Genomic DNA, 25,190 nt, shown 5'->3' with positions numbered 1-25,190 from the left:
GTACTACTATATCAATAGTTTGGAGGGTTTGAAGAGGGGATTAATCATCTTTAAGCCGCCGCTGCAATGATTTGTTATGCTGCGTCCACGCAGATCGTTGCCTGAATGTCTTTTACAGCGAGATCCTTCACCGGAATTGAAATCACAAACTCTGTACCTTGACCTAAAGTTGAGTTGACTTCTAGAGATCCAGAGTGTTTCTGGACTACAATTTGACGAGCGATCGCCAATCCTAGCCCTGTTCCTTGCCCCACGCCTTTGGTGGTAAACAGATGCTCAAAAATTTTTGGCTTCACCGCATCCGTCATGCCAATCCCATTATCCTGAATTCGGATCACTGCCTGAGATTCCGACAATTGAGTTTTGACAGTAATCTGGTTGGGGTTAGCTTTGATCTGAGCAAAACTGCGTCCTTGATTTGATTCCTCAAGGGCCTCGATCGCATTTGCCAGCAGATTCATAAATACCTGATTTAACTGTCCGGCAAAGCATTCTACCTGTGGCAAATCGCCATAATCTGTGATGACTTGAATTTCCGGGCGACATTCGTTTGCTTTGAGGCGATGTTTGAGTATCAAGATTGTGCTGTCAATGCCGTCGTGGATATTGTAATGAATAGGACGATCGCAATCAGAACGCGAGAAGGTTCTTAAACTAATGCTGATTGTGCAAATGCGATCGACTCCTTCTTGCATCGAATCTATTAACTTGGGTAAATCCTCTTGTAAATATTCTAAATCTATTTCCTCCACGAATTCCTGTAGTGAGGCACTTGGATAAGGTAGTTCTTTTTGGTATAACTCAATTAGTTTAAAGAGGTCTTTAATATAGTCCTGAGCGGGTTTCAGATTGCCAGCAATAAAGCAAAGCGGGTTATTAATTTCGTGCGCGACACCCGCGACTAAATTGCCCAAAGCCGACATTTTTTCTGTCTGTACTAAATGAATCTGAGACTGTTGCAGTTGTGTAAGTGCTGCTTCTAAATCAGCCGTTTGATCAGCTACACGCTGTTCGAGATTTTTAGTTAACTGTCGTAGCTGCAAATGAGTTTTCACCCGTGCTAGCATCTCCTTTTCTTGAAATGGTTTGGTGATGTAGTCCACAGCACCCAGGACAAATCCTTTCTCCTTACTGTCGGCATCGGAGAGAGCGGTCATAAAAATGATGGGAATACTGGCTGTTTTCGGATCGGCCTTCAGACGTTGGCAGGTTTCAAAGCCGTCAATTCCGGGCATTTGAACATCGAGCAAGATCAGATCAGGAGGATAAGCTTGGACTCTCTTAAGAGCGCGATCGCCGTTGATTGCGGTTGCTACTTCGTACCCCGCATCACTTAAAGTTTCACAAACCACTTCTAAATTCGCAGGGGTATCATCCACCACCAGAATTAATTCAGGACTAGACATCGGCTTTCTTCTCTGTGAGGTGTTGTTGTAGCAACTCTTCAATTTCTTCGGCTTTAAATTGCTTGGCCAGTCGAATAATTTGTGAGGTAAAATCTGCGTAGCCAGGGTTAGAGCCAGCAATCTGCTCTGTGTGCGATCGTAGCCGTTTTAAGTTGCCTTTTTGTGCCATTTCTAGTAAGGTCTTTAACTCAACGGGGGAAGGAATAATACTCCCTTCTGGATTTTCTAATGCAGTCGTTGGAATGGATGAACCAGACTCGTTGGAGGCTGTAATTTCATATTTCCATTTTAATTCTAAATGAGTGGCTAAGAGGTTAAATAATTCACTGATTTCCACTGGCTTTGCTAAGAAATCATTTGCCCCTGCATCTAAACTCATCTGTCGATAGGCTTGTGATACTGATGCGGAAGAGACAATGATCTTCTGCGGTTGCAAATCCTTTGCACTGCGAATTTGTTTGAGCAGTTCAAAGCCATCCATAACTGGCATCGCCAAGTCTGTAATCAGTAAGTCAGGTTGAGACTGTCGTATTTTTTCCAATCCTGCTTGTCCATTTTCTGCCTCAGTCAGTTGGAATCCGAGTGGCTCTAACAAGTTGACGAGAACGGCTCGGTTTTCCCAACGATCGTCTACCACCAGAATGCTGCGTCGTTGTCCTTCGTAACCAATAATTTGTTTTCCAGTTGTGATGGAGTTTTGCTCGGCCCAATCTGCGGCGATCGCCAGTTCCACCTCAAAAAAGAATTCACTGCCGACTTCGGGTTGGCTTTTAACTTGGATTTGTCCGTTCATAAGTTGGACAATCCTTTGGCTGATCGCCAATCCTAAACCCGTGCCCTCGGCTTGGCGCTGGCGATCGCCCACTTGTTCAAAAGCCTGGAAAATTTTATCCAAGTGCTCGGGCGCAATTCCTACGCCTGTATCTTCAATTTGAAATTTGACCCAGCGAGTGGACGGATTGGGATTCTTCTCAACTACCGCAACCTTGAGCGTGACAGAACCTTTGTCGGTGAATTTAATCGCATTTCCCACCAAGTTGAGTAACACCTGACGCAGCCGTTTTTCATCCGCAAAAATCCCTTCAGGCAACTGCGGATCGGGATTGTAAAAGAAGTCAATGCCTTTTTGGTCGGCACGAATGCGACAGATTTCAGCGACACCTTGGACGAATGAGGGAAAGTGAATTGCTTTAGGTGCGAGTTCTAGTTTGCCGGCTTCAATTTTGGACAAGTCCAACACATCGTTAATCAGGGTCAGCAAATGAGAACCGCACTGGTAAATGACTTCTACCCCATGACGTTCTTTTGCTGGCAACGCTTTGGATCGGTTGAGGATTTGAGCATAGCCCAGAATGCCGTTGAGGGGTGTGCGGAGTTCGTGGCTCATGTTGGCGAGAAATTCGCTTTTTGCTTGGTTCGCGCTATCGGCTACCTGTTTTGCTTCTTTCAGTTCTGCGGTGCGTTCCTCAACCCGGCTTTCCAGTTGGACAAAGGAGGTTTTGAGTTGACCCGCCATCTGATTAAAGGAATCTGCCAGCGATTCTAATTCACTAATACCTTGCACCTGAAGTGTTTGATCCAACTGTCCCGAACTAATCGCCTGACTGGCTTTTTGTAGCTGCAAAATCGGTTTGGTAATCCAACGCGAAGTAAAAAGACCCAGTATAGTCGTTACCACCAAAGCCCCTAAACACAGCAAAATTGTGGTGCGAGTATTGGCATTGATTTGTGCCATGAAATCTGATTCAGGCACTACAACAACGCTCAACCAGTCAATGCCGCGTTCGTCTCGAATGGCTGAAACTTGAACGAACAGATGCTGATTTGCCAGCAGAAAATCAAGCTGTTGACTCTGTTGAATAGCGTTGAAGTTGCCAAATTGATCGAGGATAGCTTGCGCTGTGGCACGAATTACAGAACTTTCAGACTTGACGGCAGGAATTTGTTGCAACTCTTCATTTTTAAGATCCAGAATGTAAGGCTGACCGATCTTTGAACTGGCAATCAGATTGCCCGATCGATCTACGATAAACGTTTGTCCCGTTTGACCCACCTTCAACTCGCTCAGAAAACGATGAATCTTGTCCAGCCGAAAGGTACTTTTTTGCACCCCTAGTAACGTTCCATCGCGATTGTAAATCGGCTGGGATAGAGCCATGGTAGCCGATTGATACGAACTGCTAACGTAGGGAACAGATGTCCAGGCTGGTTTTCCGGCTTTCAGTGCAACTTTATACCAGGGTCGAGTCCGGGGGTCAAACTCTGCCTGAGTTTTGAGCAGTGCGACCCGTTGACCTCGATTATCAAGTTTGTAGAATTGGCGTTGAGGTAGACGTGCTTTGTCACTGAGGCGAGAAACGATGCCGTCATTGATTGTTGTATCTAAAGCAATATTCGTGCCATCCTCTAAACCAATTTGCACGTCTTCGAGGGTATTTTGGCTGACTAACCGCCACAAAGTTCGTTCCAGTTTGGTGAAATCTGTTAAATCAAGCTGACCCTCTTGGGCGGCAGCTACGATCACTTGTCCGGCAATATAAGGTTTTTCCAAATAGTTCAGAACTTGCAGGTTGAGGCGATCGCTCATCTCTTTTCGTAACTGACTGGCAACATCATTAACTGCCTTCTGTCCATTCCGCAGGGAAATATATCCCGTTAGTCCAACTGCTACGAAGATTTGTAATACAAACGGGACAATCAAGAGCGATCGCAGGGAAAGTTTGCGCTTAGGTTTAAATAGATTCACGGATGAGTTTGACATAGAAATGCTAGTGGCTTGTATGGAAAATAGACTTGAGGAATTGCTAGGTTGATGTTCAATCCACCTTGGTAGAGCTTTCAAAGCGTTTAAATTCCTGGCTACACACCGACGCTAACAATTAATCTTGTACCTCCAACAAGCAATCGCATTAGTAAGTTGCGAGTGGTTTTCTATTGTCCACGGAAGTGCAGCTATCGCTGAGTTGGTTGATGTGCCGTTGGTTGGTGGAGTGGCCCGGAGACTGGGATCGGCGGGCGATCTATTAGCGGAGTGTGATTTTTAGTAGATCGGGCGATCGTTCTGGCTCAAATTTAAAGGCGATCGCACGCACTCCACCAAAAATCTCTCAACCCCATTCCCCTCGCAGACTACCGCTTATAGAAAATCGCAGATAAAGCCCTGGGCTTCTAGTCGTGGGAGAAATCTACTTACCCTTTAGGGTCAGTCCTTTTCAGTCTAAGCCGCAGTCCCCTAATCAGATGTTAACTGTATCAATACTTCAAACTTACCTGTAGGTCGATCTTAAACTCGATTTGATCGTTCCCACATTCTTATTAAACCCCGTCTTAAGCTAAAGTTTCTCACCGGGAGTTTCTCTTTTTATTGTTTTAATAAATTATTTTAACAAATTCCTCAAGCCAACAATTCACTGACGGCTACGCTAAAACCTGCAAGCACACTTTGAGTGTTAACAACTTCATCCGCATTAAACAACCGCCAGCGTTGCCCTGCATTCACAAATATTAATCTAGCTTCAGGAAATAGCAACCACACTTCTAAACATCCCGATTCCACATATTCCTGACCTTTCGCAAATAAATCTTCGCCGCTATCTTCGGGGGAAGCAACTTCTGCTATCAAAGGAAAACTTTGGGAAAATGCTGTAAAATTGCCGGATTGTGGCAGCAGTTCAGGAGTAATGTAAGCAACATCGGGACGGCGACCCTGCTTGCTAGTGCGGCAAAGTATTTCGGTGAGAACTTCTCCTCCCTGTCCGCTGGAGTCTTTGTAATTGCCCCAGTAACGCGCTAATTTAGATTGAGCTAGACTGTGCTTGAATGTCATTCCTGTTTTCTCCACTAAGTTGCCGTCAACCCATTCCATTCTATCAGCAGGTCTGACTAAAAATTCTTCCAGAGATATGACTTTTTTAGGCTCAGACTCTGGCGGGATTTCTGCTATATTTTCTGATTTTTGCGGTAATTCTGGCTCTGAGTTTTGGTCGGCATTTTTTGGTATAAGTATAGTAGCTGTCATGCTCGCAACCTCTGTTTAACGATTATAAGTTTACAAGCGATCGCTCTCGATCGCATCTTTATGATCTTAGGGAAATTTGTAGATTTTGTCTTTGCAACTTAGCCCGACAATTTATATATCATAGCAATTAAGAAAGGTGACTTTCATGATTCTCTCAAACCGTTTTTCTGAAGCCCTCACCTATGCCACGGAATTGCACGCTACCCAAGTTCGCAAAGGTTCCGGCGTTCCCTACATTGCCCATTTGTTGGGCACTGCTAGTATAGCTTTAGAATATGGGGCAAATGAAGATGAGGCGATCGCAGCTTTGCTTCATGATGCGATCGAAGATCAAGGCGGCGCCACCACCCGCGAAGCCATCCGCCGCCGCTTTGGCGATACAGTCACAGCGATTGTAGACGGCTGTACCGACAGTGACGAGACGCCGAAACCCCCTTGGCGACAGCGAAAACAAGCTTATATCGATCGCATTTCTACAGCTTCTGCCTCAGTAAGATTAGTCTCGGCTGCTGATAAACTTTATAATGTTCGATCGATCCTGAAAGATTCCCGTCAATTGGGCGACTGTGTTTGGGAACGCTTCAAAGGTGGCAAAGACGGTTCTCTCTGGTATTATCGTTCTTTAGTAGAAGCATTCCGCCAAGCTGAATCAACGCCTCTAGTTGAAGAATTAGACCGCACAGTTTTAGAATTGGAACAGTTTTCTGAAGGCTGAAGACTGAAGGTAAAAATCACTAATTATCAATTACCAATTACAGTCACAAAATGGCAAATGTTCGCTTAGAAAATATTACCAGACGCTACCAAAACGTCACTGCAATCGAAAACATCAGCTTCAAAATCCCGGACGGGGAATTTTGGGTGTTAGTCGGGCCTTCCGGCTGCGGGAAATCGACAATTATGCGGACAATTGCAGGTTTAGAAACAGCAACTTCCGGCAATCTTTACATCGGAGATAATTTAGTTAACAACATTCCTGCTAGACAGCGGGATGTAGCAATGGTATTTCAAAATTACGCGCTTTACCCGCACATGACTGTCGCGGAAAATCTGGCTTTTGGATTGCGGATGCGGAATGTTGACCCGACTAAAATTCAAGAACGAGTTGAAACAGTAGCCCGATCGCTCTCGATCGACCACCTCCTCAAGCGTAAGCCCAAACAGCTATCAGGCGGACAGCAGCAGCGTGTAGCACTCGGAAGGGCGATCGCCCGCGAACCGAAAGTATTTCTTTTAGATGAACCGCTTTCTAACCTCGATGCTCAACTGCGAGACGACACTAGAGCAGAACTCAAACAACTGCATCAACGGCTGGGAATTACCACCGTTTACGTCACTCACGACCAAGTGGAAGCGATGACTTTAGCTGATAAAATTGTAGTCTTAAATGGGGGAAAAATTCAACAAATAGGAGACCCGCAAAGCATTTATGCGAAACCCGCTAACCGCATGGTGGCAACATTTTTAGGCAATCCCGCCATGAACATTTTGTCGGCTATTTATACTAACGAATCCTTTCAAGTGGGAAATCAACATTTAGCCTGTCCGCCCTCGATTCAGAAAAAATTGCAGGCGAGAGAAGGACAAGGATTTGATTTGGGCATCCGTCCAGAAAATATAGAAATGTTTACCCCACAAACAGTAGAAGATGATGCTTTGAAAACGGATGTTTGGGCATTAGAAAAAGTCCCTCTGGATGTAGAGGTAAAAGTAGTGGAACCTCTGGGGCGAGAAACTTTAATCCGGGCGAGTTTGCCTTTGTTGAGTGCTGAAACTACTGTACAGTTACAAATACCTGCGAGTGTTCGCTTGCGATCGGGCGATCGACTGACGGTACAGCTTGACTTCGATCGGCTATTTATATTTGACCCCTCCACCGGTGAGGCGCTGTATCCTTAACTAGATTGAACCTAAAATCTCCCAATCTCAAATCTTAAATAGATAGGAGTGATGCACGCTGACCTCAGAAACCCGGTTTCTTCCTGTATTTCTCGTTCCTGTTCGCAAATTTTTCGTAGAAACCGGGTTTCTCCCCCCCGTCGGTAAGTTCTGATAGACTGATCGTTCCAGTGGGGATGTCTGAATTCTTAGTTACAAAAGTTTACACTTGACATTTATAAAATTACGAAGTAATGATACCATTATTGAAACAACAGAAAAGCGTCCCCCCCAAAAGCTGAGCTTTCCGATTCGGGGCGATCGCCATCAACAAATTAGCATCTTCCCGCTAAGAAGTGGCAAGCCCACCACTTTTCAGCAACTAGCGAACCAAAAACTCAGAAAAACGTTCTAGCGGCATTTTTAGATGAATCCCGACAACCTGCCTCAAATGCTGCAAACAGGATTTCACCTAACTTTAGGTGCAACTTCCTTTTTAATTGAGACATTGCAAGATCCTCTGAAGCGAGAAGAAAATCTTGACAAACTGAAGTCAGATTTTGGCCAGCTAGCCGATGAGCTGCTGGAAAAAGGAGAAATGACCGATCGAGAAGCTCGGAATTTTGTAGATACTATTTTTTCTCAACCGGGCGATCGGGAGAATGCAGACAGGGAATCTGTCTCGCCCAAGCAATCAGATGCAGCGACTGATGCCCCTCCCGATTCGGTTGTACAGCCTAACGTAAAGCTAGAGATTCAAGAATTAACTGCACACATGGCAGCGCTGAGGGCCGAGTTGGAAAATTTGCGCGCCGAAAATTCCCAGCATTAAAGAATCAAGAGTCTTTAACACAGCCGGAGTTTACTTGCCAACTTAATTTAAGAGAACCAAACTTTAGTCATTGTCCCATTTTTCAGAACCGATCAGGTCGGCGATGCGATCGCGCAGCAAAAAGTCGCATTTTTCTAATTCGCACTCTACACAAGCCCATTCCCGGGGTGGGATGAATTGGCACAGCGTGTAGATAGGCTGTTGGCGGCTCAGCACGCCCTCGTGGACAAGGTGACGCGCTTCATCTTGGATCACATCTAAAGAGTATTGGATTTGGGGAATAGTGGACTGAATCATAATGCGCCCTCAATGTTTTACTAAAAAATTTTATGGCCCTGGTAATAATATAGTCCAAACTTACGAATATGTAAGTTAAATTTTGTCCGTATACAGCTATACAATTCACTGCCGTAAATAAAAATAAATTATACGAATTATCAATAAGTGATGGGATCTGTCTTAGGATCTGGAGAAGCAGCAAATTTTCCCGACAAGCAGGCGGATCTGCTGGAAAACTCAATTTAGAACTTAGGAACCCGCGTCCAATTCCCGGTTTCTGGATACTTCGCCACCAAAGGCAGAATTTCTCGTGAGAAACCGGGTTGATAAATTTAACTCCTAACCCCGCAAGCAGCAAAGGAAAGATTCAGAAGTCTGGCCACTCAAGCATTACCAGTTCCGTCTATGCCGAATAGCACTTCTAGAACGAGAGATTGCGCTGCAGGCATCTGCCCAAAACAAAATACATAAGGAATAGTCGGAGGCAAGTGTGGCAAAAATTGCTCTAAAACGTAGGGACTGCCGTAAATTAACACAGCTTGCAGTTCTCCCGTTTTTAATAATTTCTTAAACCAATCTTGAGCTGCTTCGGTCAAACCAGCACTGCCTCGGAAGCAATTGCCGCGAATGAAAATTTGCAGCAGTGTCGGAGAAAAATCCTCTGCACCTGTATTATCAGCGATCGCCGCTGTGCGGTCGTCAATCAGTTGCAATTCGTAACCAAACTGTTCGGGAAGCGCGATCGCCGGAGTGTGGTTGCCCAAAAACTCGCACCCCAAAACATCATCTACAATAATCAAATTCCGCAAAAGCTGGTTTTCTGGGTTTTTTTTCGCCATTAAAGGCAGAGAACCTCCAAATTTCAAAGAATCTCGCAAAATATCGGCAGCAGTTGACCTTGCCTTGGGATTTGCCAGCAAACTTAAGTCGATCAACTCGATCGAGGTTGAATCTACTGCTTTTTCCTTTTCCTTTACTGACAAACCGACTTTAGCTTTAGCCGACCAAATTCGCTTGACAGATTCCTTGATCTGTGATATATCAATCCGGCCTTGAGTGACAGCTTCGCAGACTGCGAGAATCGCCGCTTCCGGGTCAAGGGGCATCAGCAAAACATCAGCACCAGCCTCAGCAGCCAAAACAGCAGCTTCATTAGCGCCATACTTATTGGCGATCGCACCCATCACCAAAGCATCCGTCACAATCAAACCTTCAAATCCCAACTCTTCTCGCAGCTTCCCAATCAAAATTTTGCGAGAAAGAGTAGCAGGAAACTCCGCATCCCAAGCCGGAATCAGCAAGTGAGCACTCATCACAGCATCGACCCCAGCAGCCATCGCCTCGACAAAAGAAGGTAACTCAACCTGGGCTAATCTCGCTGGCGAATGTGGCAAAACCGGCAATTCCAAGTGAGAATCAACCGCAGTGTCCCCGTGACCGGGAAAATGCTTAGCTGTAGTCAAAACCGGGTGTTCGCCTGCGCCGCGGATAAAAGCAGCGGCTAATTTCCCGACAATTTCCGGTGTCTCGCCAAAAGCGCGGACGTTAATCACAGGATTGTCGGGATTGTTGTTAACATCAACTACTGGTGCGAGAATCCAATTTAGACCGATCGCCCTAGCTTCGATCGCAGTCACCGCGCCCATTTGTTCAGCATATCGATCGGCTTTACCTGCATCCTGCCGCGCCACTTCGGCAATCGCCATCGGCGGCCCGAACCAAGTTGCCCCCGCGAACCGCTGGCCGACACCTTCCTCAATATCAGCCGCCAGCAGTAGCGGAAACTTAGCCCAAGACTGCAATTGCTGCGATCGAACTGCCAACTCTGCAGCACTTCCCCCGACCAAAATCACCCCGCCGACGCCCAACTTTTCCAGATAATAGCGGAGTTTGCTGGCAGTTGGTTCCCATTCGGGATAGCGAATTTGGTGGTCGAACAAGCAGCCAGAAGCGCGCACCACGAACATCTGGGCCACCAGTTCTGGTAAGGAAAGATTGTCAATCATGGGTAATGGGAAATTGTGGACTGTTGACTGTGGACTGTTGACTGTGGACTGTTGACTACCTTCAGACACTAATCCTCGTATGCTTCTAAATCATCATCATTGCCATCGGCCAATTCTTCGTCATCTAACATACCTGGTTTGCGATCGGCAGAAAGCTGATTCAGCAGTATCAACATTTTATCGCCCCGTTCCAAAGAATTGTCTTCGAGAAAAATCACTCCCGGCGTCCGGCGCAGTTGCAATCGTTGGCCCAACTGGTTGCGGACGTAGCTAGTTGCAGATTTCAAACCCTCCATAGTCTCAGCCTTTGCCTCATCAGTACCGTAGATGCTGACAAAAATTTTTGTATGCTGAAGGTCTCCCGAAACAATTACATCGGTAACGCTAACCATACCGGCACCTACCCGGTCGTCCTTGATTCCATTCAGCAACATCAGGCTGACTTCCCGTTTAATCATTGAAGCTACACGCTCAATGCGACGACTTGTAGCCATATCACCTACTCCTCTACTTTCCTAATCAGCCATTTTCATCCCGATTGACAATTGTAGCGCGATCGGTCAGGGGTGTTACGGGCGATCGTCCTAGTTAGGGGTGAGATACAGCTTAGAGGACAAAAAATGTTTGATTGCCTATAGATGAAGATATAGCTAATATAGAGAGGTAGAGTGAGATCCAGCTTAGAGGAAAAAAATTGTTTGATTGGATTGTCAAGACCGTAGCCGATGCTTCAGGGGTAAGTAACCAGCTAAAGATAGCGGAATGGGCAAGATTGAACAGGACTAACCCTTTCGATATGGGAGCCAAAAACTACCAACGATGTATTCATGACTTAGGGTTAGGGGGAAAATATTATGAACTTGAATATAACCAAGATGGCAGCCTAAAATATCAATAATTTTGCCGATAATTAGCTTAATTACGCTTCATAGTTCTCATTTTTATTATCATCCCTAATCAATCAATCAATTAATCAATCAATCAAAGAGAAACATTCCTTGTTAAAATTCCTTTATCACGGTGTTTTTTTAGGGAATAAAACTCATGGAAAAAGAATTTACAATCGGTCAAAAAGTCCGAGTTGTGGCGATGCCGCCTTACGTCAAAACTGCAGAACCGATGCCGATGCTGCGGCCTGCGAATTTAATTGCGATCGGCGCTGAAGGTGTTGTGATTGATCGGCGTCCCGGCAATTATTGGGGAATTCGCTTTGAAAAAGGTGCTTTTTTGTTAGACAGTCAGTACATTGAAGCTGCTATCAGTTGACAGTTGACAGTTTTCATTGGGAATTGGGAATTGGGAATTGGGCAATTCTCCCTCTTCCTTCTTCCCTCTTTCCTCTTCCTTCTTCCCTCTTCCTTCTGTCAACTGTCAACTGTCAACTTTTCAACAAGCCAGCTTAGCTTCAAAAGCCAAAGAATCAACAGAAAACTCCCCCAAAACTTCCTCTAAAATAGGAGATGTGAAGTTACAAGGTTGAGGCTTTCCCAAATGATAACCTTGAGCGTAATCTACCCCAAGTTCATTGAGTTTATCCATAATTTTTTGATTTTCAACATACTCGGCAATAGTTTTAATTCCTATGACGTGAGCGATTTTGGTAATAGCTTCCACCATGGCGATATCAATAGGATTATCGACAATATTCTTAATAAAATTGCCGTCAATTTTGAGATAATCAACCGGCAAGCTTTTCAGGTAAGCAAAGGAAGACATCCCGCTGCCGAAGTCGTCCAAGGCAAACTTGCAGCCGAGTTCCTTGAGTTGCCAAATCAAGCTTGCTGCCTTGCTGAGATTAGCGATCGCCACGGTTTCTGTAATTTCAAAACAAATTATTTCTGGCGGTATTTGATGGATGGAAAACTGTTCCTGAATAAACTCGATAAACTTTTCTTCGTTGAGGCTGTCCCCTGAAAGGTTGATTGAATAAAGGCTGGGATATTTGCCAAATAAGGATTTCGGATTAGATAAAAGAGAGCAAGCAGGGAAGCTAACTATTTTATCGCTGCCTACCCCAGGGTTTTGGACGAATAAATTGGCCGTAAAAATTTTAGATAAATTGCTAAATAAAGTGCGAATTACCCAGCGGTCGATCGCGTGCATCAAGTTGTAGCGTTCGGCAGCCGGAATAAACGCCATGGGCGACACCAACTCACCAGTTTCAAGCTGGAGGCGCAGGAGGATTTCGCAGTGGGTTCCGGTGGTTGGAGAATTGAGCAAAGGTACGATCGGCTGAGAGTACAAGCAAAAGCGATCTTCTTCTAAAGCTTGATTAATTTGCACCACCCACTCGGTTTCGCCGTGCTGTTTGATTAATTCTTGATCGCCGGCTTGATAAACCTGTACCCGGTTGCGACCTTTATTTTTAGCAGCGTAGCAGGCCATATCGGCCGCGCTCAAAATCACAGATGTCGAGGCTGTTTTGGGATTGACTGCAACCAAACCGATACTGACCCCGATCGAAAAAGTTTTGTCATGCCACGCAAAGCGGAATCCCTGAATGCTTCGCAGTAGCGTTTCTGCAACATTCAATCCTTGTTCGACGGGACGATTGTACAGGAGTACGGCAAATTCATCGCCGCCCAGACGTGCCAAAATATCGCTTTTGTGGATATTGCTTTTAAATAGCTGGCTGACTTGGCGCAGCAGTTCGTCTCCTGCAGCATGACCGCAGGTGTCGTTAACTATTTTGAAGCGATCTAGATCCAGGTAAAGCATCACGTGTTCTTGCCCGTAACCTTGAGCGCCGTGTAGGGCGTGCTCTAGCTGGTACTCAAACTCCCGGCGGTTGACTAATTGCGTCAGGGGGTCATGAGTTGCCTGCCAGGTGAGTTGCCGCGCTTGAGTTCGCACTTGCGTGACATCTCGGAACACAACGACGGCCCCGACAATTTCGCCGCTGCTAGCGTGGATGGGGGCAACGCAGTGGTCGATCGCAAATTCGCTGTTGTTGTGGGCAATCAGCAAGTTGTTGCGGCCTTGGTCAACAATCCTACCTTCGCACAAAGCAATTTCGGCGATATCTTCAATCGGCTGCCGGCTAGTTTCGTCAACTATTCTCAGCACGCTGGCGAGGGGCAAACCTTTAGCTTCCGAGGTTGACCAACCCGTGAGTTTTTCGGCAACTGGATTAAGGGTGGAAATGTAGCCGTCGGCGTCAGTAGCGATTACGGCATCGCCGATCGATTGTAGAGTAACCTGAGCAAGTTCTTTTTCTTCAAAAAATGCTTGTTCCATGCGCTTGCGATCGCTAATATCGCGCTGCACCGACACCCAGTGGGTAACGTTCCCGGATGTGTCGGCAATGGGTACGCTGTTAAGTTCCACCCAATAAGTTGAACCGTCTTTACGGTAGTTAATCAATTCTAGGCGTAGGGGTTCTCGGCGAGAGAATGTACGGCGAATTTTAGCAACTTGGGTGGGGTCGCTTTCAGGGCCACGCAAGCAACTGGGGGTTTGTCCGATGATTTCTTCGGGTAGGTAGCCCGTCATTTGGGTAAAAGCTTCGTTGGCATAGATGATGGTGGGGTCGGAGATATCGCAGTCTCCCGCATCCATAATCACTATTGCGTCGTTAGCGTTCACTACAGCAGATTCTAAAAGATGGAGCCTAGCCTCGGCCCTAACGCGGGTAGCAATTTCCCTTTCTAGTCTGGCGTTAGTCAAGCTGAGGGATGCGATCGCTTTTTGCAATTCGCTAGTCCTTTCTGCCACTGAATCGTGCAGAACATCAATGGCCCCGGACATTTCCATCGGGTCAAGTACCCGCAGCAAGCTGCTTTGAGTAACTATTCCCAGGAGTTCTCCCTGTTCCCCTGTTACTACCAACCTGCGGACTAAACGCTGCTGCATTTCCTGATGAGCTACCCACAGTGAGTCTTCTTGCTTGAGGCTAAATAAGGGGGTACTCATCACAGTTTGGGCGATCGTTTGCGACAAATCTATATCTAAAGCTTGAAATTCCACAATATCCCGTTCCGTGACTATACCTACGGGAATCGGAAACGGCAAATTCATGGATAATTCAGTTGATTCTGTAATTACCACGCAGCTAACACGGTGCTGGGCCATCAACTCAGCTAAACTGATAACTGACGCGGTGACAGGTGCTTGAATGACTTGTGCCGTCATTACTTCTTTCACGCTACGCATTTTTAAGATATTTGCCGGTTTCAGCATGGCTTGGCGAATGCTTTCCGGGGTAATTACTCCTAAGAGTTGACCGCCAGGATCTAATATTGGCAGGTGGTGAAGTCTTTGTTTGCCCAGCAGAATTAGGGCGCTGAAAATGTCTTGATCTTCACCTTTGGTCAGAGTTGCTGCCGGCTGCCGCATCACTGCGGCGATGGTGACACCTTTTAAGTTTTTGCCCGAGGCAATCAAATCGACAAGATCCCTTTCGGTAAAAATTCCTTGCAATTGAGAATGTGGAGCCGAGTCCGAGGATAATTTTTCTAGGGATTTTTCCACGACAAAGACGCAGATACCTGTCGCGTCTCTAAATGCGCTTGAGGTGGGGGGATTTGCGATTTCTGTTAGTGGCTGATAGATATCGATTGGTGGAATGTCTGCGTTTAGAGAGCAAGTTCCGCGCCTTTGGCCCATCAGGGTAATTACTTCTGCTAGTGGGGTATCGGGCGCAACTGTCAAGGGGTAGCGGTCAATTACTTGAGCTAAGGTTGGCAGATACTTGGAGGAATCGTTTTTGAACATATTTAATTGAGTTTTGCGATCGCGTAGACTCTGCGACATTACAAAAAAGTGCTGCTTTCCAAGCACTAGGTGGATTTTTACGGCGCTGCTGAGACCTAATTAAAATTTATTGTTAAAAATGCAGCCGAGATTGGACTGGGGATCAAGCCAGTGACTGCTTTTCCTCTACCTATAAAGGTATAAGCTTATCTTTATTTTAAATTAATTTTTCAGTCTCGTGACACTTTTATTAAAAACAAAGTATTTTATGTAAACTTTTTGCGATAGGATCATCCCTAAAATCATCCCTCGTATTGCCAATCATCTCCATCTTCAGAAAGACACATCGGTTGGCTATATTAGCTAACCTAGAAAAGGTTACTACAAAAGCGCACTGTATTAAATTCGGCAGTGTTAAGTTTTGCGAAATTATGTTTTGCGAGCTTGTCGAGACCATCTATGCGTTGTTGAGGGCAATCGATATCACAGCCAAGCTGTGAATTCGATCGCAGCTTCCGAAAACAACCGTGGTAAGATTGTAGATATCAAGACAAGAAGTTAAATACAGAGTCAGGTGAGGAAAAGGGATTATGAAACGCAATCTATTAGCCGCTACTTTTTTAATTACTCCCCTACTGTTGGCCGGCCCGTCTCGCGCTGAAAATCCCGCTCACATCAAACAGTTATTGTCAACGGGGCAATGTTTTCAGTGCGACTTGTCCGGAGCAGATTTAACGGGAACCCATTTAATTGGTGCTGATTTGAGAGAAGCAAATTTACGAGGAGCAAACTTATCTAGTGCTAACCTCGAAGGCGCTGACTTGACGGGTGCTAACTTGACGGGTGCTAACTTAACCCAAGTTTTTCTGACTAATGCCAGTTTAAATGACGCAGACCTCGATCGGGCAAATTTGACAGCCGCCATCATTAACACCACTGATGTATCCGGCGCATCAATGGAAGATATGACCATAACTGAGGCCAAAATCTACAATACCCAAATCGGCGTCGGCGGCAGCTACGACCAGTAAACTCCTTAAAAGAATGGAAAACGCCAATTTTCAGTTTTAAAACCCGGTTTCTCTCCAGAAACCGGGTTTTTAGCCTTTTTGTAGGCTGTCGCGGAGCCTCACATTTTCTCTCGTATTTCAAGCAAACAATCTGATGCACCCTACCACGACCGCTAAAAACCCAAATCAACCGCAATTCGGTGCGCGCAAGCAAACCCAGAAAATGCCACCGCATTTAAACCCTGTCCGGGAAACGTACTGTCGCCCACACAATACAAACCAGGCATAGAAGTTCGATTAAATGGCATTCCCAGCAAACCCATTAGCTTCTGTCGCGGAATCGGGCCGTAAGTTCCGTCTTCGCGCCCCAAAAAGCGACGGTGAGAGCGCGCTGTCCCAACTTCCATATAATCCAAACCGGCATCTAAACCGGGAAAAATCTTTTCTAATCTTTCAATAATTCTCCCTGCCGCCTCTTCCTTTTTATCCTCGTATTCGTGCTGCGAAAGTCCTTCCCACTCTTCTATCCAACTAGAGGTAAAAGCGTGAACGATGTGATATCCTGCGGGAGCTAAATCCGGGTCGAGTGCGGTCGGAATTGACACCAAAACAGTTCCCTCCGGCGCTTCCATTTTGTCCCAATCTTCTAACAAAATGTGGTGGCAGGCACTACCAGCAGGAATTACGCCTGCTTCCACTCCCAAATGCAAACTCAAGAAACTGGGGGCTTTTTGATAGCGCTGCTGCCATTTCTTTTCGCTAGCTGGCATCTCTTCTGCAGGCAGCAATTTTTCAAAAGTATCCCACCGCGTGGCGTTAGAAACTATCCGCTTTGCCCGATAAACTTCGCCGGTTGCTAGCTCAACTCCGACAGCGCGGCCGTTTTCGGTGATAATTTTTTTAGCCTTAGCTTTGTATTGAATTTTGCCGCCGCATTTTTCTAATCCTTCTACTAATTTTTGGGCAATTTGACCGACTCCGCCTTTGGGATAATTTATGCCACCATAATGTCTGTCGGAAAATACCATTCCGGCGTTAATCATCGGCGTCAAGTCTGCGGGTACTACAGACCAGTAGTAGCATTCCATATCGATAAATTTCAGCAAAGTAGGGTCTTTGATGTAGCGCCGCGCAATGTCGCCAGTATTTTGAGGCAGATATTTTACCAATCCCAAACAGGCTAAAGGATTCTGAAAAAAGACTCGGACGAGATATCCGGGTTCTTCTAGGGATAGCAATTCCATGCCGTTGAGGCAGTTGAAGACGTTCCAGCATTCGCCGTAAAATTTGTGGATTCCTTCGCGTTCGTGAGGGAACCTGTCAGTTAATTCTTGCAAGTATTTGTCATAAGCCTGGGGAACTTCAAGTTCCAAGCCGCTGGGTAAGTGATAGTGAAGCTGTACGGGGTCGGGAATCGTTTCTAAGGTGACGTTGACTGCTTTCAGGGCGCGGGTTAGGAGGTTGGTGGTGCCGCGCTGTCCGAAGCCAAAAATCATGGAGGCGCCGACATCAAATCTGTAGCCTTCTCGATCGAAATATCCAGCGCTACCCCCCGGAATTGTATAGCTTTCGAGCACTAAAACTTTGGCTTTCTTAGCGGCTAGCTGGGTGGCTGTCACGAGTCCACCAATGCCGGAACCGATGACAATCACATCAAACTCTTGCTGTGTAGGGCGGGAGTTGGGAGAAAATAACTGGGATTGGGTAGGAGCTGACATTAGCTGAAAAATCTTAATATTTCTATGATTTTACAGTCGATCGCCCTCTCTGAACTGTTGCCTCTGCTATTTTCCCTTTGTATATCTAGCCTTCTGCCTTTTTCACCCTTGACTTCTTCACGCTTGACTTCTTCCGGCTTATCGCACTTCTTCCGAATTCTTTCCCAAAAAAAATGCGGGAACAGTCTACCATTGCCGACTGCCCCCGTCTGCAGATCCTTTGAGAGGAGAACACTAAAAATTACTATAGCCTTGTTGCTAATTAATATCAATACTATTGGAAAAATATTTCAATAAGCTGATGAAGGTCGATCGGCGAATGGTTTGTAACGGACGGCTTGTGCTTGTGGCAATAGTCGCGCAGGAGTTGGAAGCGGCGATGGCAATCTTGAAAATAGTGCTCTTCGGTCGATTATCAATCTCTGGCTTGTATGCGCCCTCAAGGATGTGATAAGTTGCACAGAGCGATCGATCGCCCGTTGGCGAAGCCCTCGAAGAGGATCGACCGCAGCATAAAATGCCTCAAACCTAGCAATCTCCCCAATTTTTTAATGTCCCTGCAACTGCGCGTTTACGTTCCTCCACATCCGTTAATTAAACACTGGCTGGCTGTTGCCCGTGACGCCGCCACCCCCTCCGTACTTTTTCGTTCTGCGATGACAGAATTGGGAAGGTGGCTGGCTTACGAGGCAATTCGAGAATGGCTGCCGACAGTGGAAACCATAGTGCAGACGCCTTTGGGCGAATGTCCGGCGACTTTTATCAACCCAGAAGCTCCGTTAGTTGTGGTACCGATTTTGCGGGCGGGTTTGTCACTGCTGGAAGGAATTCAGACGGTTGTGCCGCTGGCTTCGGTTTACCACCTCGGCATGGCAAGGAATGAAGAGACGCTGGAACCGACTTGTTATTTGAACAAGTTGCCGGCGCAGTTTAACCCGGAAACGCGGGTGATAATTAGCGAGCCGATGCTGGCGACTGGCGGCACGATTATAGCGACAATGCAGGAATTGACGAAGCGGGGAATTGACCCGAGCTTGATTCGGATTATCTCTGTGGTGGCTGCTCCTCCGGCTTTGAAGAGGCTGAGTGCAGAGTACCCGAGTTTGATGATTTACACGGCAACGATCGACGAAATAGTTAACGAACAGGGCTTTATTGTACCTGGTTTGGGAGATGCGGGCGATCGAACTTACGGCACCTGAACAAGTCAGTAAGTCAATTTTAGATTTTAGATTTTAGATTGACTCGATAGACAGATAAATCTCGGGGCTTGTATCCCTTTTTGGGTGCGGTGAGTTGTTCCAGGAATCAGTTGCTGAAAGCTCGGGGGAAAAAGATGACCCTGGTTTGGTAAAAGCAGGCACAGAGAGAGTTAGAATCAAAAGTACCAGTCAAAAATCAATAGCGTTTAGCACTCATTGCCCGTGAAACTTGATTCTGTTCCGCCAAGCTTGTCTGCTTCTGACTCAGTAAACCCCCATTACGATTTGCCACAACAGGTACAACTACAAATAAAAGAGGCTTCTGAAAGTTATGCTGCTTTAACCCCGGAGCCCGCTGAACTATCAGTGACTGTAAATCCCGATATTTGTCAGGAAGAAAAGAAACTGAATTCGAAGCAGTGGGCAATTTTTGCTTCGACTTTTGCAACTATTTTTTTGGCTGAAATTGGAGACAAAACTCAGCTTGCAATTTTACTGATGACGGCTGAATCTCGAAATCCTTGGATCGTGTTTGCGGGTGCGGGTTCGGCTTTGATAGCAACCAGTTTGCTGGGGGTGTTGCTGGGAAGGTGGCTGGCTAGTCGGATTGCTCCGAGAACTTTGGAGAGAGCAGCCGGAGTGATTTTGCTGGCGATTTCAGCGGTTCTGCTGTGGGAAGTGCTGGGTTAATTGTCAGCCTGTCGGTAAGTTGTAGATTTCTACAAGAGCTAACTAAGAACTGAAAAAAATATGGACTGGCAACTTTTGGGAGTAAGTTTTATTACAGTGTTTTTGTCAGAATTGGGAGACAAAAGTCAATTAGCTGTAATCGCCCTGGGCAGCAGTTGTAACTCGCCGCGGGCTGTATTTTTCGGTACGGCGTCGGCGCTGCTGCTGGCGAGTTTAATCGGCGTGGCGATCGGCTTGGGCACGGCAGAGGTGTTGCCGGAACGACTGGTAAAGGGACTCGCCGCGATCGGATTTGCGGTAATGGGCTTGCGCTTGCTGTGGCCAAAAGCAGATTTACCGGAAGCATCCGAGTAGGGCGTGCCGTCGGTCGATTTTAGATTTTAGATTTTCTCCACAGATGAATCTGGGAAGTTGAACAAGAGTCTAAAATTTTGATCATCTTTCAACCACAGGATTTGGGGGCTTGTATCCGTTTTTGGGCTGTCAGGAAACTTGAAAATATAGTTATATCAAGTCTGTTTAGCATCGGAATTCTTCCTATCTCTCTTCTCTTCATCTGCGTGAATTAGCGTCAATCCATTGTCATCTGCGGTTAATACATTCTCTTTTTTTAACCGCAGATGAGGGCAGATAAACACAGATTAACGCAGATGAATATCAATTCCGTAGGAGAGCTAATGCCTGCAATTCCAGCCTAGTTTACGAGCGTTAAAATTAAAAAAAAATTAGCAGCGGGCGTGAATTCATGCCCGCTGCTAAAGGTTGAGTTTTTCTCCACTCAACATCTGAGCATTGTGTCGATTAAACTTGGTTTTGGTAGCACCAGCCCAGCAGCGTACCGGCAACAGCCAACTTCAGCGCTTCCAATGCAAAATAGCCTTGGTGCAGTAGATTCATCCCGGCGGGCACTTCTGCTGCGGAATCGAACAGATTTAGCTGCATTCCCAAGGCGCTCATTTGGGGTGTCAGGGCGTAGGTGTCCATCAGGGCGATCGCCAGAAGTACCAATGATAATAAAATTGCTGTGCGGCTGCGCTTGCCGAAGTCACCGACTAAATTGCTCAAAACCATCAAACCCGTTGCCACCAGGCCCGAACAGATTAACTCAACGCGGTTGAATCCCCAGAACATTAAATTCCCGGCCGTTGCAAACTCGGGAGATGTCGTCATGCCAGATACGTAGAGACTGGGCATAATGACTAGATCCAAAATCAGGCTAACACTGAGCCAGAAAATTAAGGCCACCATGACAATTGCTTGCCAGCGCGGTTTGATTGATTCCACTCTTGATGTTGTAATAGCTGTCATATAATTAGACCCTCTAAAATTTTCTTCTGCCTTTTCTAGAGTTTAACTAACTTTTTTCTAAAATTCTGTTAAGTATTTTTAAATTAATGGTAACTTTTGTGTAACAGACCCTGAAGAATTGTTAAGCTAACTTAGGTTTTTCATCACCTCCGTTAACTAATACTAATTCCGAAAAAGTACGGAATAAATTAAGAATTACTCACAGGACTTACGCACTGCGACAAAAGACATCGGTTTTTGACCATGATTAAAGGCGATAACGTATGTTCATAAAAAAACCCGGTTTCTGCGTCAAGGACTAACTCCTAATTTAAGTGTATATGCCTAAATTTCAATTATCCTCTTGGTTGCCCCGTCTCCCCCCTCAAGTCTGGATTCTTGCCGCCGGCAGATTCCTCTCCCAAAGCGGCACCGGTTTTACTTTATTTTACGCGCCGATATTTTTTGTCGATCGCGTGGGTTTATCTGCTACTGCTGTTGGGATTGGTTTGGGTAGCGGTTCAGTTTCGGGAATATTCGGCAGAATTTTGGGCGGTTCTTTTTGTGATTCCAAATTTTGGGGAAGGCGACGAACTTTACTGCTGGCGGCAATAATAGCGGCGGCGGCTTCTTTTGTACTGGCGGCGACTAATGATTTCGTTGGCTTAGTTGCGGGTAATTTACTGATGGGTTTTGGCGTGGGTTTGTATTGGCCTCCAACCGAGACGATGGTGGCGGATTTAACTGAGGGCGAACAGCGACAGGAAGCTTTTGCTTTGACGCGGCTGGCTGATAATTTGGGTTTGCAAGTTGGGATTATTTTAGGTGGTTTGTTGATTGCGGTAACGGGTAATTATCGATCGCTCTTTATTATTGATGGTATCTCGTTTTTAGTGCTGTTTGTAGTAGTTGCGATCGCGATCGCCGAAACCTACAAACCAGCTAATCCAGCGGATAGAGGCAAAAAAAATCGGGAAAATGGTTGGATGGTGGCGCTGAGCGATCGAAGTCTTCTAGTTTATGCTTTAGTAAATACCCTGTTCACATTATATATTTCCCAAATCCAAACCACAATGCCGCTGTACTTTAGCAAGTTTGTCGCCGTGGGGGCGGGAAAAGGCTTTTCAACAGGTACAATTACGGTTTTGTTTGCTTTTAGCACGTTTTTAACTGTTGCTTTGCAACTGCCAATTGTTAAAGCTTTGAAACGGTTTTCCTATCCGAAAGCTTTGATGATTTCTGCGCTGCTGTGGGGAATGGGATTTATTGCGATCGGCTTGACGGGAATGGCTGCAACTGGCAATCTATTTTTAGCTGTTTTAGGCTTGAGTTTTTTGTCGGTTGCGACTGTTGCTTATACGCCTTTTGCTTCGGCTTTGGTGGTGGATTTAGCACCAGAGTCTTTGCGTGGCGTGTATTTAGCGGTTAATTCTCAGTGTTGGGCGATCGGCTATTTAATCGGGCCGCCACTGGGCGGTTTGGCTTTGGATAGAGGTAAATGGGCGGCGGATAATTTTTGGTTGGGTTTGGCTCTTAGTGTGATTGCGGCTATTGTTATTTTGCAAAAGCTCGATCGAATGTTAAAAAAATAGTTGCCTAAATACCTGTTCCGTGATAATAAATTCTCCTTCTTTTACATAGGTTTGATCGAATGTTAAAAAAATAGTTGCCTAAATACTTGTGGTGTAATAGGTTATTCTACTATATCTTATGACAAATATAATAATTATTAATTAAAAACTTTGTGTTTGTCGAAACCAAAGAGATTTATAATTCTCGAAACGTAAGAGCAATTTTACAATCTATTTGGTGAGGAGTTGTAATGAAAGCACATTTACTCTTTAGTGTTAGCGGAATAGGTTTAGTGTATCTACTTGTCGGTTCTCTACCATTGGCAGCGATGCCTCTGGTCCCTGAGAAACAGACATTAGGTACGGAAGAAGTGAAAGAATTAGAGACTGAAATCAGCCTGAATACAAGTAGTGTTGACAATTCGGTCAAAATTCCGGGAATAGATGAATTAAAACCCGCCGATGCGTTGGAAGTTGAAAACACGGGCGAGACCCCCGTCTCAACAGGCAAGGAACTCGCCCCTCTCCCCCAAGAAAACCCTCAACTCAATCCGCGACAAACAGCAACATTTACCGCAGAAAATACGCAGGAAAACTCATTAAAGTTAGCTGAAAAACCTGCTAACTCAGAGCCAGCCTCAGTTACAGAAGAAATATCTGTTACCCCTTCCCAAAACCAGCAGACACCAGCAGAATTTACGGCAGAAACATCAGTCATTCCTGCCCAAAACCCAGCCGCACCAGATATTGCCCAAACAGGCATATCTGCGCCTGTACCAACAGAAACTTCAACTGCCCAAAAGTTGGCCGAAATTGAAAACAGCAGTTCGTTAGAACCTGCCGCAACCAACAGCGAAACTTCTGAATCCAGCGAACTACAACAAGTAACCTCTGTATCTCAACTCTCCGACGTGCGCCCGACGGACTGGGCCTTTCAAGCCCTGCAATCTCTAGTAGAAAGATACGGCTGCATAGCAGGATATCCAGACGGCACATTCCGAGGCAATCGGGCAATGACTCGCTACGAATTTGCCGCCGGTTTAAACGCTTGCTTGGATAAAGTTACTGAGCTAATTAAATCAGGTACAACCAACTTAGCAACCAAGGAAGACTTAAGCAAACTGCAAAGATTGCAAGAAGAATTTGCAGCAGAATTAGCCACTTTGCGGGGTCGAGTCGATGCTTTAGAAGCTCGTAATTCCGAACTAGAAGCCAATCAATTTTCGACCACAACTAAACTCAGCGGCGAAGCAATTTTTAGCGTTGCCGACACTACCAAAAACAATCGCAGGGAGACTGAAACAGTCTTAAACTACCGACTGCGATTGAATCTGCTGACCAGTTTTACAGGCAAAGATACGCTGATAACTGGCTTGCAAGCTTACAACATTCGCAGCTTCGGGCCTAATCTAGGTTTATCAACAGGGGCATTTAGCGGTTTGTCCGACAGTCAAGCAAAACTGAGTTTTGAACCGCAATTTCCCGGAATTAATCCTCAGACTCTATCTAGCATAGACGCCAATGCTGTTGAACTTTACAAGCTGCTTTACGTCTTTCCAGTTTCTAACAGCATCACTTTATTTGCCGGCCCGAAAGCCGAAACTTCCGACGCTTTTCAAGCAATTACTCCCTTTGCTGGAGAAGGGCAAGAAGCCGTCTCTAGGTTTGCAGGTTACAACCCTGTAGTTCGCGTATCCGGTGGCACTTCTGGCAGCGGTTTGGCATCGGCAGGCGGGTTTATTTGGAACATTTCCAAAAAGCTCAATCTCACAGCTTTGTACGGCAGTGTAAATGCAGCCTTACCTGCTGATTTAGGCTTTCCAGCCACGCCTTTAGGAGCCGGTGCATTTGGGGGAAGTACGGTGGCTGCGGCGCAGTTAACGATTAAACCTACCAGCAGTATCGACATAGGTTTAAATTACGCTCATAGTCGTCACAAATTGAATATTCTTGCTACAGGATTAGGTGATGCCGATTTGGGTTCTATTTTGGGAGCAGATAGAGAACCTGTTAGCGGTGGCGTGAGGATGAATTCGTTTGGCGGTACTTTAACTTGGCGGTTTTCTCCCAAAATTGCTATTTCTACCTATGGAGGTTGGATAGTTGCTGACGCTGAAAGAAGCAATGCTTCTACAACTTTCAACAGTTGGATGGTAGGTTTCCATTTCCGAGATTTGTTCGCACAGGGCAATAATGCAGGTATTCTGTTTGGACAGCCACTCGATCGCGATTCAGTAAGTGGCGGTGCTCGCTTTCAGCAAAACAAAGCAACTCCTTACCATTTAGAAGCTTATTACCGCTTCAAAGTCAACGATAATATCAGCATTACACCCGGAGCTTTTGTGCTGTTCAATCCTGAAGGAACTAAGGATAATGACACCGTAGGGGTGGGAGTTCTCCGCACTACTTTTAGTTTCTAGAGTCGGAAAAATATAGCCTCTGCATGGGGCGGGGCGGGTTTATTTCTCTTGTCTGTGAGTGGCAAATATTGTTGGGGAACCCGCCCTTACCTAGAGAAGTTTGAGAAAATATGAGGTACAAGTTGAGATTGGGGGATTGAGGAAGTGTTAATTAATTTGTGCATACCTCATCTTTGTGAAA

General features: G+C 45.8%; 19 protein-coding genes. 10 read left to right on the top strand and 9 right to left on the bottom strand.

Going from position 1 to position 25,190, the window contains the following annotated elements; translation table 11 throughout:
- Nucleotides 1-74: 74 nt before the first annotated feature.
- The 3 genes from QUA40_RS01320 to QUA40_RS01310 all read right to left on the bottom strand — a co-directional run bounded on the left by QUA40_RS01320 (nt 75) and on the right by QUA40_RS01310 (nt 5,424).
- Nucleotides 75-1,406, bottom strand: a complete 1,332-nt coding sequence (locus QUA40_RS01320) for a response regulator (RefSeq protein WP_333121153.1) — start codon at nt 1,404-1,406, stop codon at nt 75-77.
- Nucleotides 1,399-4,167 (bottom strand): ATP-binding protein, encoded by a 2,769-nt coding sequence (locus QUA40_RS01315; protein WP_333121152.1) that lies wholly within the window; start codon nt 4,165-4,167, stop codon nt 1,399-1,401. Before QUA40_RS01315 ends, QUA40_RS01320 begins: the two co-directional genes overlap by 8 nt.
- A gap of 633 nt (nt 4,168-4,800) precedes the next feature.
- Nucleotides 4,801-5,424 (bottom strand): Uma2 family endonuclease, encoded by a 624-nt coding sequence (locus tag QUA40_RS01310; RefSeq protein ID WP_333121151.1) that lies wholly within the window; start codon nt 5,422-5,424, stop codon nt 4,801-4,803.
- Between the two features lie 145 nt (nt 5,425-5,569).
- Between QUA40_RS01310 and QUA40_RS01305 the strand changes: the two genes are divergently transcribed.
- From QUA40_RS01305 to QUA40_RS01295, 3 genes are all read left to right on the top strand, one after another.
- Nucleotides 5,570-6,139, top strand: coding sequence for an HD domain-containing protein (locus tag QUA40_RS01305; protein WP_333121149.1), 570 nt, complete (start codon nt 5,570-5,572; stop codon nt 6,137-6,139).
- Between the two features lie 50 nt (nt 6,140-6,189).
- Nucleotides 6,190-7,323 (top strand): ABC transporter ATP-binding protein, encoded by a 1,134-nt coding sequence (locus QUA40_RS01300; protein ID WP_333121148.1) that lies wholly within the window; start codon nt 6,190-6,192, stop codon nt 7,321-7,323.
- Nucleotides 7,324-7,729: 406 nt separating this feature from the next.
- Complete coding sequence (locus QUA40_RS01295; RefSeq protein WP_333121147.1) at nt 7,730-8,134, top strand: hypothetical protein; 405 nt, start codon at nt 7,730-7,732, stop codon at nt 8,132-8,134.
- 63 nt (nt 8,135-8,197) lie between these two features.
- Here the strand turns inward: QUA40_RS01295 and QUA40_RS01290 are convergent, their stop codons facing one another.
- From QUA40_RS01290 to rbfA, 3 genes are all read right to left on the bottom strand, one after another.
- Nucleotides 8,198-8,431, bottom strand: coding sequence for a DUF4327 family protein (locus QUA40_RS01290; protein ID WP_333121145.1), 234 nt, complete (start codon nt 8,429-8,431; stop codon nt 8,198-8,200).
- A 365-nt stretch (nt 8,432-8,796) separates the two neighbouring features.
- Complete coding sequence (locus QUA40_RS01285) at nt 8,797-10,419, bottom strand: glycoside hydrolase family 3 N-terminal domain-containing protein (protein ID WP_333121143.1); 1,623 nt, start codon at nt 10,417-10,419, stop codon at nt 8,797-8,799.
- Nucleotides 10,420-10,487: 68 nt separating this feature from the next.
- Entirely contained in the window at nt 10,488-10,913 is a 426-nt protein-coding gene (gene rbfA, locus QUA40_RS01280) for a 30S ribosome-binding factor RbfA (RefSeq protein WP_333121142.1), read from the bottom strand.
- 550 nt (nt 10,914-11,463) lie between these two features.
- On the opposite strand from rbfA, the gene sipA reads away from it, so the two are divergent.
- Nucleotides 11,464-11,685 carry a regulatory protein SipA gene (sipA, locus tag QUA40_RS01275; protein ID WP_333121141.1) on the top strand — a complete coding sequence of 74 codons (222 nt, stop codon included), beginning with the start codon at nt 11,464-11,466 and terminating at the stop codon, nt 11,683-11,685.
- A 120-nt stretch (nt 11,686-11,805) separates the two neighbouring features.
- On the opposite strand, the gene QUA40_RS01270 is transcribed toward sipA, so the two are convergent.
- On the bottom strand, nt 11,806-15,171 hold the full coding sequence (locus QUA40_RS01270) for an EAL domain-containing protein (protein ID WP_333121140.1): 3,366 nt from the start codon (nt 15,169-15,171) through the stop codon (nt 11,806-11,808).
- A 530-nt stretch (nt 15,172-15,701) separates the two neighbouring features.
- On the opposite strand from QUA40_RS01270, the gene QUA40_RS01265 reads away from it, so the two are divergent.
- The gene (locus QUA40_RS01265) at nt 15,702-16,142 is read left to right on the top strand and encodes a pentapeptide repeat-containing protein (RefSeq protein WP_333121138.1); all 441 of its coding nucleotides are present in this window, start codon (nt 15,702-15,704) and stop codon (nt 16,140-16,142) included.
- Nucleotides 16,143-16,294: 152 nt separating this feature from the next.
- Here QUA40_RS01265 and crtH read toward each other — a convergent pair whose 3' ends face one another.
- Nucleotides 16,295-17,839 (bottom strand): carotenoid isomerase, encoded by a 1,545-nt coding sequence (crtH, locus tag QUA40_RS01260; RefSeq protein ID WP_333121135.1) that lies wholly within the window; start codon nt 17,837-17,839, stop codon nt 16,295-16,297.
- Nucleotides 17,840-18,390: 551 nt separating this feature from the next.
- On the opposite strand from crtH, the gene upp reads away from it, so the two are divergent.
- From upp to QUA40_RS01245, 3 genes are all read left to right on the top strand, one after another.
- On the top strand, nt 18,391-19,041 hold the full coding sequence (gene upp, locus QUA40_RS01255; protein WP_333121191.1) for a uracil phosphoribosyltransferase: 651 nt from the start codon (nt 18,391-18,393) through the stop codon (nt 19,039-19,041).
- A gap of 222 nt (nt 19,042-19,263) precedes the next feature.
- Entirely contained in the window at nt 19,264-19,731 is a 468-nt protein-coding gene (locus tag QUA40_RS01250) for a TMEM165/GDT1 family protein (protein ID WP_333121134.1), read from the top strand.
- Nucleotides 19,732-19,791: 60 nt separating this feature from the next.
- Nucleotides 19,792-20,085 (top strand): TMEM165/GDT1 family protein, encoded by a 294-nt coding sequence (locus QUA40_RS01245; protein WP_333121133.1) that lies wholly within the window; start codon nt 19,792-19,794, stop codon nt 20,083-20,085.
- A 447-nt stretch (nt 20,086-20,532) separates the two neighbouring features.
- On the opposite strand, the gene QUA40_RS01240 is transcribed toward QUA40_RS01245, so the two are convergent.
- The gene (locus tag QUA40_RS01240; protein ID WP_333121132.1) at nt 20,533-21,039 is read right to left on the bottom strand and encodes a hypothetical protein; all 507 of its coding nucleotides are present in this window, start codon (nt 21,037-21,039) and stop codon (nt 20,533-20,535) included.
- A gap of 320 nt (nt 21,040-21,359) precedes the next feature.
- Here QUA40_RS01240 and QUA40_RS01235 point away from each other — a divergent pair, with 320 nt between their 5' ends.
- Together QUA40_RS01235 and QUA40_RS01230 are read left to right on the top strand one after the other, a co-directional pair.
- The gene (locus tag QUA40_RS01235) at nt 21,360-22,610 is read left to right on the top strand and encodes an MFS transporter (protein ID WP_333121130.1); all 1,251 of its coding nucleotides are present in this window, start codon (nt 21,360-21,362) and stop codon (nt 22,608-22,610) included.
- A 230-nt stretch (nt 22,611-22,840) separates the two neighbouring features.
- Entirely contained in the window at nt 22,841-25,009 is a 2,169-nt protein-coding gene (locus tag QUA40_RS01230) for an iron uptake porin (protein ID WP_333121129.1), read from the top strand.
- The last annotated feature ends 181 nt before the right edge of the window (nt 25,010-25,190 follow it).

The sequence above is a fragment of the Microcoleus sp. Pol11C3 genome (assembly GCF_036701485.1).
Taxonomy (GTDB): Bacteria; Cyanobacteriota; Cyanobacteriia; order Cyanobacteriales; family Microcoleaceae; genus Microcoleus.
This window is presented reverse-complemented; position numbering and strand designations above follow the sequence as displayed.